The organism is Micromonospora sp. NPDC049580 (assembly GCF_040675595.1).
In the GTDB taxonomy this organism is placed as follows: domain Bacteria; phylum Actinomycetota; class Actinomycetes; order Mycobacteriales; family Micromonosporaceae; genus Micromonospora.
Window position 1 is genome coordinate 1 of sequence record NZ_JBFAPG010000164.1, and the last position, 11726, is coordinate 11726.

The 11726-nt window shown below is 72.9% G+C and carries 14 protein-coding genes; 3 read left to right on the top strand and 11 right to left on the bottom strand.

Going from position 1 to position 11726, the window contains the following annotated elements; all coding sequences use genetic code 11:
• The first annotated feature begins 94 nt into the window (after positions 1-94).
• Both AB0J68_RS15745 and AB0J68_RS15750 read left to right on the top strand, forming a co-directional pair.
• Positions 95-442, top strand: coding sequence for a metallopeptidase family protein (locus AB0J68_RS15745; protein ID WP_354855823.1), 348 nt, complete (start codon positions 95-97; stop codon positions 440-442).
• A gap of 115 nt (positions 443-557) precedes the next feature.
• Positions 558-1280, top strand: a complete 723-nt coding sequence (locus tag AB0J68_RS15750) for an AIM24 family protein (RefSeq protein WP_234582643.1) — start codon at positions 558-560, stop codon at positions 1278-1280.
• 73 nt (positions 1281-1353) lie between these two features.
• Here AB0J68_RS15750 and pheA read toward each other — a convergent pair whose 3' ends face one another.
• From pheA to AB0J68_RS15775, 5 genes are all read right to left on the bottom strand, one after another.
• Positions 1354-2310, bottom strand: coding sequence for a prephenate dehydratase (pheA, locus tag AB0J68_RS15755; RefSeq protein WP_355063437.1), 957 nt, complete (start codon positions 2308-2310; stop codon positions 1354-1356).
• Positions 2311-2320: 10 nt separating this feature from the next.
• On the bottom strand, positions 2321-2863 hold the full coding sequence (locus AB0J68_RS15760) for a hypothetical protein (protein ID WP_363939067.1): 543 nt from the start codon (positions 2861-2863) through the stop codon (positions 2321-2323).
• Between the two features lie 147 nt (positions 2864-3010).
• A complete protein-coding gene (locus AB0J68_RS15765; protein ID WP_354855808.1) occupies positions 3011-3400 on the bottom strand; it encodes an ACT domain-containing protein in 390 nt (129 codons plus the stop codon).
• A 137-nt stretch (positions 3401-3537) separates the two neighbouring features.
• Complete coding sequence (locus tag AB0J68_RS15770) at positions 3538-3996, bottom strand: hypothetical protein (RefSeq protein ID WP_354855809.1); 459 nt, start codon at positions 3994-3996, stop codon at positions 3538-3540.
• A gap of 166 nt (positions 3997-4162) precedes the next feature.
• The gene (locus AB0J68_RS15775; protein ID WP_234582638.1) at positions 4163-4903 is read right to left on the bottom strand and encodes a hypothetical protein; all 741 of its coding nucleotides are present in this window, start codon (positions 4901-4903) and stop codon (positions 4163-4165) included.
• A 167-nt stretch (positions 4904-5070) separates the two neighbouring features.
• On the opposite strand from AB0J68_RS15775, the gene AB0J68_RS15780 reads away from it, so the two are divergent.
• Positions 5071-6288 carry an arginine deiminase gene (locus tag AB0J68_RS15780; protein WP_355063441.1) on the top strand — a complete coding sequence of 406 codons (1218 nt, stop codon included), beginning with the start codon at positions 5071-5073 and terminating at the stop codon, positions 6286-6288.
• Positions 6289-6306: 18 nt separating this feature from the next.
• On the opposite strand, the gene AB0J68_RS15785 is transcribed toward AB0J68_RS15780, so the two are convergent.
• The 6 genes from AB0J68_RS15785 to AB0J68_RS15810 all read right to left on the bottom strand — a co-directional run bounded on the left by AB0J68_RS15785 (position 6307) and on the right by AB0J68_RS15810 (position 11520).
• On the bottom strand, positions 6307-7194 hold the full coding sequence (locus AB0J68_RS15785) for a DUF5926 family protein (RefSeq protein ID WP_363939070.1): 888 nt from the start codon (positions 7192-7194) through the stop codon (positions 6307-6309).
• 127 nt (positions 7195-7321) lie between these two features.
• Entirely contained in the window at positions 7322-7738 is a 417-nt protein-coding gene (locus AB0J68_RS15790) for an ATP-binding protein (RefSeq protein WP_355063530.1), read from the bottom strand.
• Between the two features lie 61 nt (positions 7739-7799).
• On the bottom strand, positions 7800-9254 hold the full coding sequence (locus AB0J68_RS15795; protein ID WP_363939072.1) for a PAS domain-containing sensor histidine kinase: 1455 nt from the start codon (positions 9252-9254) through the stop codon (positions 7800-7802).
• Between the two features lie 110 nt (positions 9255-9364).
• Positions 9365-10153 (bottom strand): glycerophosphodiester phosphodiesterase family protein, encoded by a 789-nt coding sequence (locus AB0J68_RS15800; RefSeq protein ID WP_354855815.1) that lies wholly within the window; start codon positions 10151-10153, stop codon positions 9365-9367.
• Positions 10154-10163: 10 nt separating this feature from the next.
• Positions 10164-10499, bottom strand: coding sequence for a rhodanese-like domain-containing protein (locus tag AB0J68_RS15805; RefSeq protein ID WP_354855816.1), 336 nt, complete (start codon positions 10497-10499; stop codon positions 10164-10166).
• A 58-nt stretch (positions 10500-10557) separates the two neighbouring features.
• The gene (locus AB0J68_RS15810) at positions 10558-11520 is read right to left on the bottom strand and encodes an LCP family protein (protein WP_363939075.1); all 963 of its coding nucleotides are present in this window, start codon (positions 11518-11520) and stop codon (positions 10558-10560) included.
• Positions 11521-11726 lie beyond the last annotated feature (206 nt).

Sequence of the window (11726 nt, forward strand, 5' to 3'; positions counted from 1 at the left end):
GCCGGCTCACGCGCGGCCACCCCGGCCGGGGCCGCGCGTTCACGAAAGAGAGCGGCCGATCGGTGCGGCGTCGGGCAGAATGGACGCCGTGCCGGTGGACATGACTCGCGAGCGCTTCGAGGAGCTGGTGGCTGACGCCCTCGACGAGGTGCCCGAGGAACTGCTCGGCCTGATGAACAACGTGGTGATCCTGGTCGAGGACGACCCACCGCACACCGACCCCGACCTGCTCGGCCTCTACGAGGGGCACGCGCTCACCGATCGGGGTTGGGACTACGCCGGCGTGCTTCCGGACCGGATCTTCATCTACCGCCGTCCGATCCTGCGGATCTGCGACAGCGACGAGGACGTCGTCGACGAGGTCGCGGTGACCGTGGTGCACGAGATCGCCCACCACTTCGGCATCGACGACGCGCGACTGCACGCGCTGGGCTGGGGCTGACCCGGCCGCACACCGCCAGGTCAGAGCGCGGCACGCCGCTTCGCCGATGGCCCCTGGTTGCCGTGGTCGCCTACCGTCGGTGCAGCGACCGCGACCGTTTCAGGAGGCACCTTTCATGCGCAGCGAGCTGTTCTCGGCGGAAAATCTGGAGAAGGAGTCCGCGCAGGCCGGCATGCGGCTGCAGAACTCCAAGATGTTGAAGATCGAGCTCAACGGCGAGGCGATGGCCCGGGTCGGGTCGATGGTCGCCTACCAGGGCAACGTGCAGTTCCAGGCGCTGGGCTCGGGTGGGCTCGGCAAGTTCCTCAAGCAGAAGCTCACCGGCGAGGGTGTCCCGCTGATGAAGGTCACCGGCCAGGGTGACGTCTTCCTCGCCGAGCTGGCCAAGGACGTGCACATCATCGACCTGGAGCCGGGCGACGCCCTGTCCATCAACGGCTCCAGCGTGCTGGCCTTCGACTCGACCCTGCAGTACGACATCAGGATGGTCGGCGGCGCCGGGATGGCCTCCTCGTCCGGCCTGTTCAACTGCGTGTTCAGCGGGTACGGCAGGATCGCCATCACGACCAAGGGCACCCCTGTGGTGCTCAACGTGGACGCCCCGACGTACGTCGACCCGCAGGCCGCCGTCTGCTGGTCGGCCAACCTCCAGACCGGCTACCACCGGGCTGAGCAGCTCGGTCTTGGCACGCTGCTGGGCCGGCGCACCGGCGAGTCGTTCACGATGAGCTTCGCCGGTCAGGGCTTCGTGGTGGTGCAGCCGTCCGAGGAGCCGCCGGTCATGGGCAGCGGTCAGCAGCAGCAGGAGGGCGGTCTGCTCGGCGGTCTGCTGAGCTGACCACCGACGCGGGTACGGGCGCTCCCGGTCGCACCGGAGCGCCCGTACGCGTGTTGCTCGCCTGCTCGGCCGGTCAGCTCAACTCGCCGGTGCGCAGCCGGGCCAGCCAGGCCGCCGCGTCGGCGTAGTCGACGTCGGAGAGGCCGGCCGGCGCGGGCACGGGCCGCTCGCCCGCCGCGTCGACCCAGCGATGCCGCGGGTACGACCCCAGGAAACGGACATCGGCGCACACCCGGCGCAGCCCCTGCAACGCCTCACCCAGGCGTACGTCGGCCACGTGGCCGGTGCAGTCGAGGAAGAAGACGTACCGGCCCAGGGCCTCGCCGGTCGGGCGGGACTCGATCCGGGTCAGGTTGACGCCGCGGACGGCCAGCTCCATCAACACCGACAGCAGCGCGCCGACCCGGTCGTGGGCGATGTAGACGGCCAGCGAGGTGAGGTCGTCGCCGGTCGGCGGTGGGGGTGGCCCGGGGCGGGAGACCAGGACGAAACGGGTCACCGCGTCGGGGTGGTCAGCGATCTTGTCGGCGAGCAGGGCGAGTCGGTGTCGGGCGGCCCCGATCGGGGCGCAGATCGCCGCGTCGTACTCGCCGGACCCGGCGCCGGCGGCTGCCGCGCCGTTGGAGAGCACGTCGACGACCACGGCGTCGGGTACGTGGTCACGCAGCCAGCCACGGCACTGGGTGGACGCCTGCGGGTGCGCCGCGACCGTGCGGACCGCCGACAGCGTCGTGCCCGCACGCGCGGCGAGCACGAACTCGACCGGCAGGATCACCTCTCGGGTGATCACCAGCGGGTCGCCCTCGACCATCTCGTCCAGGGTGACGCCGACCGCCCCGCCGATCGAGTTTTCCAGCGGCACCAGCGCCGCGTCAGCGTCCCCGGCCCGGACGCTGTCCAGGGCCTCACCGACGCTGCGGGCCGGAGTCCGGGTGCCACGCTCGGCGGCGGGGACGGTGCGCAGGGCCTGCTCGGCGAAGGTGCCCTCCGGGCCGAGGTAGACGAAGCGCGTGGGCGGTGTTCCGGGCATGTCGACCAGACTACGCACCCGGCTGGACCGCCGGAGAAGCATCGCAGGCGAGCGTACGGATCCCGGCTGGCCCGGTGGCGCGGACCTCGATGGTGCACACGTCGGTGCCGGCGGTGACCAGTTCCGGGGCGGTGGGCCGACCCCGGGTGAGGACCTGAAGCTCCTCGTGCCCGGTCACCTCCAGCACGGTGTACTGCCAGTCGGCGGCGCACAGCGGCCCGGTGCGGACCCGGACCCGCACGTTGTCCGGGAGCACCGAGGCCCGGCCGCGCAGCAGCTGCACCACCCGCTGCCCGGTCGGACCGTTCCGGCAGGCCGTCGCGACCAGACCCGGGTCCCGGGTGGCCGACGGGGTGGAGAGCGGTGGGGCGCTCGGCACGGTGGACGGCGTGCCCGTCGGGACGCCGGTCGGGCCGGTCGCCGTCGGGGTGCCGGCGCCGGTGGGCACCCCGGCCGGGTCGCGCAGCTCGGGAGGGGCGCCGCAGCCGGTCAGCGCCCCGATGGTGAGGAGCGCCAGCAGGGCCCCGGCCACGGGCAGCGCGCGAACCGCCACGGGTGTGATGGCGGTTGTCGCCCGGGGCGGGGGAGCCGGGTGGCGGGGCGGGTCGAACGGCACGGGCCGATCCTCGGACATTGGGAAACGTCATCGCGGCCGGGGTGGCCGAGCCCATCGTAGGGCGAGCTGACGGCGGGGTGAAGCTCAGCCGAGGACGCGGTGCCCGGCGCGCTCCAGGGCGGCCGTGCCCTCGGTCAACCGGACGGTCGGCACCAGCACGTAGTCGGTGTCGAAGGTGGAGAACGTGACCACGCTGACCCGGGCCGCGGCGAGGGGGTCGACGAGCGCCGCCAGTGTTCCCGTGGCGTCCACGCCCGTCGGGCCGACGACGCGCAGACAGCGCCAGGTGGTCTCCACCACGGCCTGGGCGGGCACCCGGTCGGTCGGGCAGATCACCGAGATCCCGTCGGCGGTCCAGCTCACCGTGACCACGTCGGCGCGGCCCAGCCCACTCGACAGCGCGGCCGGCAGGGCGGTGTCGGCCCGCAACCGGCACACGGCGTACTCCCCCGGCAGCAGAGCGATATCGAGCATGAGGGCACCTTACGGCGTGGGTGTGGGCCCATCCCGCCATCGCCGCGTGCGGCGAACGACACATTGCGCCGCAGGTCAGGCGGCGAACGACATATTGCGCCGCAGGTCAGGCGGCGAACGACACATTGCGCCGCAGGTCAGACCTCGGAGAAGAAGGTGAGCGAGCCGGCCACGGCGCCGTTGGTGAGCACCGGGGTGGAGATCGCGTCCACCGTCGCGTCGGAGCTGTCCGGCGAGGCGGCCTGCACCCGCAGCAGCCCACGGGCGAGCCGGCCGGAGGAGAGCGCCAGCAGAGGCGGGATCTTGTCGATCTCGGCCTCGGTCAGCTCGCCCCGGTTGGCGGTGAAATCCAGCAGTCGCAGGCCGCCGTCGAGCAGCGGTCGCCCGATCAGGCCGGCCGGGTCGCCCAGACAGAGCAGCTCGCAGCCGGCGGCGGAGATGGCCACGACCCGGGTGTCGGCGTCGATCAGCAGGCAGGGCTCATCGGCCCGGTCGACCGTCGAGGACCACTGGCCGACGTTGTCGGACTCCAGCTCTGTCGAGGCCCGCGCCGACGGCACGAACACTTCCGAGAGCGAGAGTTCGACGTGGGCCACCGCGCCTCCTATGTCCACCGACGGACTGTCCACGCTAGCCGGTCGCCGACGGAATCACCGAGCGCACCAGGTCACCGGACCGCACAGCTCGAACCGGGGCGGCCGGCGACGGCGCGGGAGCCGGTGGGTAGTGGGGGACCGGGGCCGCGTGGCGTCGCCGGTGACGTTACCGGCGGTGGGCCGGCTTGTCAGCGGCCGTTCGGCCCTCGTCGTACCACCGGTAGTCGGCCGATGGACGGTAGGTGCCGTTCAGCCAGGTGCTCGGGTGCTGTGCCACCCGGGACAGCTTCTCGGCCGTGGCCGGGCTGATCCGGCTGCCACCGGCCACGAGGAGCCGATCCAGTTCCCGGTGGGTGGCCATCAGACAGTCCTTCGGAAGGCCGTAGACGCTGATCACGCCGGAGCCCACGAAGGTCAGCACCGGCGTCACCGGGATGGTCAGCCCCACCGCGTCGGAGAGGGCCTTGCTGGCCCGCCTGGCGTCCCGCCGGGCCTCGGTGACGTACGGAGGCCGCTTGCCGTTGATCTGCACGACGTCCCCGGCGACGAGCACCCGGGCTCGGCCGTGGTCGGCGATGGTCACCGCGAACAGGCCGCTCGGCCCGATGGCGAGGAACCCGGCGCGGTCGTCCTGGGTGCGGTCGAGCAGGACGTCCGCCACGTCGGTGCGGGGCCACTCGATGACGTGCCAGGCCGGCCCGAGATGGTCGAGCTGGCCGAGCGCGCGGGCTCCGGCCGCCTCCAGTCGACGGGCTCCCCGCTCGGCACGGCGTCGGCGGGCCCATTCGAGCGGTGTCGGACGGACCGGCTCCAGAGCCCCGGGCGACTCGACGCGGGGGTGGGGCACCGCGATGGGCGGCAGTGCCCTGGCGGTCGGTACGGCTCGTCGTGCGGGAAAGACAGTCATCGTCGTCGACCTCCGGCAAAAGGTCCCTCGAAGTTATGTCCTCACTACCCTACGTTGCCACTCCCGGTGTTCGGCAAGCCGGAGCGCCGGAGTGACTGTGGATGAATGCCATATTCATCCACAGTTCTTTTGTCGGATGCCGCCAAACCCTGCCCTACGCTGCGGGGGTGACCCACTACGTCGACAGTGAAGTCGGCCGGCTCGGCACCGTGTTGCTGCACCGGCCCGGCCCGGAACTGGCCCGGCTCACCCCTCGCAACAACGACTCACTCCTGTTCGACGCGATCCCCTGGGTCGGCCGCGCCCAGGAGGAGCACGACGCGTTCGCGGCCGCGCTGCGCGAGCGCGGGGTCGAGGTGCTCTATCTGGCCACCCTGCTGGCCGAGACGCTGGCCGTCGAGGATGCCCGCGCCGAGTTGACCGAGGAGGTGCTGCGCTCCCGTCGACTCGGCGACACGCTCCGCGCCCGGGTCGCCGACCACCTCGCCTATCTGGACCCGGCCGCGCTGGCCGACGTGCTCACCGCCGGGCTCGCCCACGAGGAGCTGCGGATCAGCTCGGAGCGGCCGGGCGGGCTGGTCTACACCCTGATGGACCGGCACGACTTCGTCATCGACCCGCTGCCGAACCTGCTCTTCACCCGGGACTCGTCGCTGTGGATCGGTGACCGGGTCGGTGTCACCAGCCTGGCCATGCCGGCCCGCCGCCGGGAGACCACCCTGACCGACGCCATCTACCGCCACCATCCGCGCTTCGCCGGCACCGAGTTCGTCTACCGCCCCAATCTGGAGCACCTGGAGGGCGGGGACGTCCTGCTGCTCGCACCGGGCGTCCTGGCGGTCGGGGTGGGCGAGCGGACCACCCCGGCCGGCGCCGAACGCCTCGGCCGGCAGGTCTTCGCCGCCGGGCTGGCCCACACCATCCTGGTGGTGCCGATCGCGCAGAAGCGCGCCACCATGCACCTGGACACCGTGTGCACGATGGTCGACGCCGACGCCGTGCTGATGTATCCGAACATCGCCAGCACGCTCTCGGCGTACACCGTGATCGCCGGCGCGGACGGCGAGGACCCGCGCGTGGACGGCCCGGCGCCCTTCCTGCGGGCCGCCGCCGACGCGATGGACCTGGACCAGCTCCGGGTCATCGACACCGGCCTGGACCCGGTCACCGCGGAACGCGAGCAGTGGGACGACGGCAACAACACCCTCGCCCTGGCGCCCCGGCTCTGCGTCGGCTATGAGCGCAACACCGAGACCAACGCGCAGTTGGAGCGGGCCGGCATCGAGGTCATCCCGATCGCCGGCTCGGAGCTGGGCTCCGGCCGGGGAGGCCCGCGCTGCATGTCCTGCCCGATCGTGCGCGACCCGCTGCCGGTCAACGGGTGAACGGGCCGCGCGTCGGGGTCAGCGGAGGGTGAGCTGACGGCCGAGCAGCCCCTGGCGGGCCCGCCGGCCGGCGGCGTCCAGCGGTTCGGTGGTGGCGAGCGCCTCCGCGTACCGCTTGGCGAACTGCGCGACCGGGTCCTCCCAGTCGTCGGCCGGAGTCTCCTCCGGCAGGTCCCACACCGGCACCAGCCGGCCGTGCGCGCGGAACATCCCGGCGAACTTGGTCTGCTCGCCGAGCGTCAGCGTGCCAGCCGCGCCGAGGCGGGCCAGCGCGTCCAGGGCGGCGTCCTCGTCGTCCGGGAGCACCCAGCGCACGTGCGCCTTCTCCGGGACCTGGCACCAGTACGCGGCCTTCGCGGCGGTCATCCGCACGGTCGGGTAGATGGCGGCGTTCGCCCGTTCCAGCGACGCCTGGACGCTCGGGTCGTCGGTCGCGCCGGGGTCGAGCCAGAACTCGAACCCGTCGTGCATGGTGATCTCCAGCGGGCCGTCCACCAGGATGTCCTGCAGTCGTGGCCCGGGACCGGGCAGCGGTGGTACGGACACCTGGCCGCCCGGCTCGGTCCGCAGCGCGCAGAGCAGCGCCTCGGCCAGGTCCCGGGAGACGTCGCCGGACTGCTGGTGGCGTTGCAGACCGATGAGCACCCGGCCGTCCGGCTTGCTCACCGCCGGCGCGGCCATCGGCAGCACCGTGGCCAGCGTGGCCGACCGGTCCCCGAATTCCTCGACGAGGGCGGGCGCCAGCCGCAGCGGCGCGGACGCGGCGGGCACCAGCTCGCGCAGCGCGATCCACTCGGACTCGTCGGCCAGCCCCTCGAACGGTCGCGGCACGAAGACGTCGCGCACCTTGTCCTTCCGGGGCGCGGTTCCGGCGGCGGTTCGCTGGCTCTTTCGACGCTTGCTCACGGCGTCACAGCCTAAGGCCCCGCCCGTCCCGCCGTGGGCCGGACCCACCCACCCCGCCGCTTGTTGATCATGAAGTTATTGTCACCGCGCACGGCGTGTCGTGGCAGTAACTTCATGATCAACGATGTCAGGCGGCTGGTACCAGGTCGGGGTGGGAGGCGGGGGTGGGGTCGAACTCCGCCCACACGCGCTGGCCCATGCCGTCGCGCTCGACGCCCCAACGGGTCGCCAGGCCGGCCACGATGTGCAGACCCCGCCCGTCCGCGGCGTCCGGGCTGGCCGTGCGGATCCGCGGGCTGGTGCCCGCGCCGCCGTCGGTCACCCGCAACTGGATCCGCGGGCCCTCGGCCGAGGCTCGCAGCCGCCACGCCACCCGGACCACGCCGCCGGGCAGCGGCCGGGCGTGCCGGACCGAGTTGCCCACCAGCTCGGCGAGCACCGCGATCAGATCCGCGAGAAGCGCCGGCGTCACGACGTCAGCCAGGTCGTCGGCGAGCCGGTGTCGCGCCAGTCGTGCGCCGGCGGCATGGTGGGGAACCACCACGCACCACGCCCGATCCCTCACTGCCGCTGCCACCGTCGCCTCCACGTCGCGCCACCGTCGGTCAACCGCGCGGTAGCCGCACCTCTGCGACCGTACCGCCGTCGGTCCTCGGACGTAGGGATACCCATCCATTCTGTTGTTCAACGATCCGGCGGACGAGATAGAGGCCGAGCCCCGCTCCCGGGTAACCGCGCCGGTCGCCGGACTCGCCCTGCCAGAACCGGTCGAACGCCCGCTCCACGTGCTCCGGCCGGATGCCGATGCCCCGGTCACTGACCCGGAACGCGACCAACTGGCCGTCCACCCCGGCGGTGATCTCGATGGGGGAGCCCGGCGGCGAGTACTTGCCAGCGTTGGTCGCCAGCTCGGTCAGCACGGTGGCCAGGCTGGGCCGGTGGCCGAGCGCCTTGGGCAGGTCGGCGGGGAGGCGCAGCGTCAGCCGGTGCCGCAGCTCCGCCGGCAGGTCCACGATGGCGGCGCGCAACGCCTCAGCGAGGTCGAACGGGGTCGGTGGGTCGTCCCCCGGCCCCGCCTCGGCCGCCGAGGAGAGCAGCCGGTCGACCAGCCGGGCCAGCTCGTTGGCGCGCTGCCCGATCACCCGGGCGGCCTGTCGCCGGTCTCCCTCGGTCAGCGACTCCCAGTGGTCGGTGAGGGTGTCCGCGTACCCCTTGATGACGGTGACCGGCGTGCGCAGCTCGTGGCTGGTGACGGCGACGAACAGCTCCCGGTCGTGATCGCGGCGCTGCTGGTCGGTGATGTCGCGGAAGGTGACCACCCGCAGCGCGCCCGGGCCGGGCAGGTCGCCGGAGGTGATGCGCAGCCAGCGCCCGTCCGGCAGCCGGTGGTCGCGGACCTGCCCGGAGGGCGGCAGCGGAAACGGCAGCGGGCCTTTCAACGCCTGCTCCGCTGTCCGGCCGGTGACCTGGGCGGCGGCCGGGTTCCAGAGCCGGACGTGGCCGTCCCGGTCGACCACCGCCAGCCCGTCGGCGAGTGCCGCCACCACCGGCCCGTCGCCGTGCACCGGCAACCCGCTCTGGTCGCCGTACATGTGCCCGACGCACGAGGCGAGGTAGGCGACCACCCCCCGCTGCTCGGCGTCCGGCTCGTCGTCTCCCGCATAGAGGGCGTGCAGGCTGCCGACGGTGTGACCGCCGATCTCGGCTCGGGCCACCACCATCCGGCGTAACCCGCTGCCGGCCAGCTCAGCGGCGAGCTTGCCGTTGAGGTCGGTCACCCGAACCTGGGCCACCCGTGGCCCGGAGAGCAGGCAGACGGTGTCCGGGTCGTCCGCCGCGAGCGGTCGGCCGAGCGCCCACTCCGCCGCGCCGGTCGCCGCGATCACCCGGCCACCGGTCGGGCCGAACTCGACGAACGCCATGCCGGTCGCGCCCAGCGCCGGTTGGGTTACCCGGAGCAGTTGGGTGAGGACCGGCAGGCCCGCGTCCCCAGCATTGATCGACTCGATCGCGACGGTGTGGCCGGCGAGAAGAGCGGGAAAATCGATACGCTCCGGCATGTGCCGAGTCTGCCCCGCCGGCCCGGCTTTCGGCACCCCCGGTTGTCGCGTAGGTGCAGGCGCTGCCGGCGGTCGGCACGCTGGACGGCCAGCTCGGCGTGGGGGCCCGTTCAGCGGTCCCGCCGGGCCAGGACGTGCGCCGGGCGGTCGGTGATGATCCCGTCCACCTCCTCGGCCAGCACCAACTCCACGTCGGCCGGCTCGTTGACGGTCCAGACGTACACCTGGTTGCCGGCGGCGCGCAGCGCGGGCAGCAGGTGCGGGCGGGCCCGGACCAGGCCGATGCCCGGCCCGGCGATGCGGGCGCCGAACGGCAGCCGGCCCAGCCGCAGCCAGGGCGGCAGCACCTCCAACAGCAGCACCGTGGGCAGCGCCGGGGCCAGCTCCCGGACCCGTCGGACGGCCAGCGGGGAGAACGACATGACGGTGAGCTGGACGGGGTCGTCCGGTGCCGGGTCGGCCAGCCCGTACCGCCGCAGCAGCTCGACCAACCGCCGTTCCACGGTCGAGCCGTAGCGGGACGGATGCTTCGTCTCCACCAGCAGCCGGACCGGCCGCCCGGCGGCGAGCACCGCGTCGAGCAGCCGGGCCAGCGTCAACAGCCGGGTGTGCGACTCGTCCGGCGGCAGGTCACCGCTCGGCGCGCTGCCGGGATGCCAGGAACCGAAGTCCAGGGCGTCCAGCTCGGCCAGGGTGCGCGCGCTGACCAGACCGCGGCCGTTGCTGGTGCGGTCCAGTCGCCGGTCGTGGACGCAGACCAGATGCCCGTCGCGGGTCAGCCGGACGTCGCACTCCAGCCCGTCGGCACCCTCGTCGAGGGCGCGCAGGTACGCGGCGAGGGTGTGCTCCGGAAGGTCGTACGAGGCGCCGCGGTGCGCGAAGACCAGAGGACCGCCCATCCCGGCCGCCTCAGATGACCTGGCCGGGCTGCCCATTCGCGTCGACCACCGGACGGCCGACCGCTGCCCACTGGCGCATCCCGCCGTCGGCGTTTCGCACCTGCTCCCAGCCGTTGTTGACCAGGTAGGCAACGACCTGGGCGGAACGTCCACCGGAGCGGCAGATGACGGCCACGTCCCGGTCGGTGGGCACCTCGGCCAGCCGCGCCGGCAGCTCCATCATCGGCAGGTGGTGGGCGGTGGGTGCGTGGCCGGCCGCCCATTCGTCGGCCTCCCGCACGTCGAGCAGGTAGGTGTCGTCGGCGATCTGGGTCACGGGCACGGTGGGAACCTGGGGTCCGAACACAGGAAGCAACACTAGATCCTCGCGGGCCGGATCGGCACCGACCCGGCCGTCGGTACGGTCACAACCGGGTCACCCAGCGGGGATTGGCCTGCGCCCAGGCCGGTACGCGGGTCCCCCGGACGGCCTCGAAGAGCCCGTTGCCGCCGTTGTCGAGCACCACGTACGAAACCTGGTCGATGGTCTGCGGCGACGAGGGCACCTCAACGCCGCGCATCCCGTCGGGCGGCAGCGCGCGGAGCGCGAGGAGCAGATCCTCCAGGGGTACGCCGTTGGTGTCGACGGTCAACGAGCCGCCGACCGCGCGGAGCACCTGGTCCAGTTTGACGGGGTTGTTGCGCAGGTCGGCTTTGCCGGCGCTGTCCAGCATCGCCCGCAGGAGTTGCTGCTGGTGGCGCTGCCGGTCGAAGTCGCCGTTGGGCAGGTCGTAGCGCTGCCGTACGTAGTCCAACGCCTGCGCGCCGTCCATCCGCTGGCAGCCGGTGGGGAAGACGCGGTTGGTGTGGATCGAGCGGACCTGGGTGTCCACGCACATCTGCACCCCGCCGAGGAGGTCGATCACCTTCCGGAAGCCGGAGAAGTCGATCAGCGCGGCGCCGTCGAAGCGGATGCCGGTGAGCCGGTTCAGGGTGACGGAGAGCAGTCGGGTGCCGGCCTGCCCGCCGCCGCCGTGCTCGTACGCAGCATTGATCTTGTCTGGACCGCCGCCGAAGCCGTTCGCGGGCGGGATGGAGACCAGCAGGTCACGCGGGATGGAGACCAGGTACGCCTCCCGCCGCCCGGCGGGCACGTGCACGATGAGGATGGTGTCCGAGCGCTGGTCCGGTTCGCTGCTGCCGGCGCGTCGGTCGGTGCCGATGAGCAGGTAGTTGAGCGGCCCGTCCAGGTCGGTCCGGTCGGTGCGGGCGTCGGCGTCGAGCAGCTGCTCCTTGGCCACCGTACGGTCGTACCGGTGGGTAAGCGTCTTGAGCCCGATCTGGGCGAGCCCGGCCAGCAGGACGAGGGCCAGACCGACGCCGAGCAGGAGGCGTGACCAGCGGGCGCGGCGGGGCGCGGCCGGGCGTGCCCGGTCCGCTGCGTTCCGGCCCCACCTGGACGTGACCGCCTCCCCGCAGCCGATACGTGAAACCTGCTCACGTCAGGCTACGGGCGGTAGCGAACCGGTCGTCGGGCTTTCCGCGACTTGGAGCGGGCGGCCTGAGGCGACGCGGCCCGAGGCGGCGCCGCCTC

Coding starts and splice junctions, on each gene's coding strand:
- AB0J68_RS15775 (WP_234582638.1), bottom strand. CDS start 4,903: ATGACTGTCTTTCCCGCACGACGAGCCGTACCGACCGCCAGGGCACTG.
- AB0J68_RS15750 (WP_234582643.1), top strand. CDS start 558: ATGCGCAGCGAGCTGTTCTCGGCGGAAAATCTGGAGAAGGAGTCCGCG.
- AB0J68_RS15800 (WP_354855815.1), bottom strand. CDS start 10,153: ATGGGCGGTCCTCTGGTCTTCGCGCACCGCGGCGCCTCGTACGACCTT.
- pheA (WP_355063437.1), bottom strand. CDS start 2,310: ATGCCCGGAACACCGCCCACGCGCTTCGTCTACCTCGGCCCGGAGGGC.
- AB0J68_RS15765 (WP_354855808.1), bottom strand. CDS start 3,400: ATGCTCGATATCGCTCTGCTGCCGGGGGAGTACGCCGTGTGCCGGTTG.
- AB0J68_RS15795 (WP_363939072.1), bottom strand. CDS start 9,254: ATGCCGGAGCGTATCGATTTTCCCGCTCTTCTCGCCGGCCACACCGTC.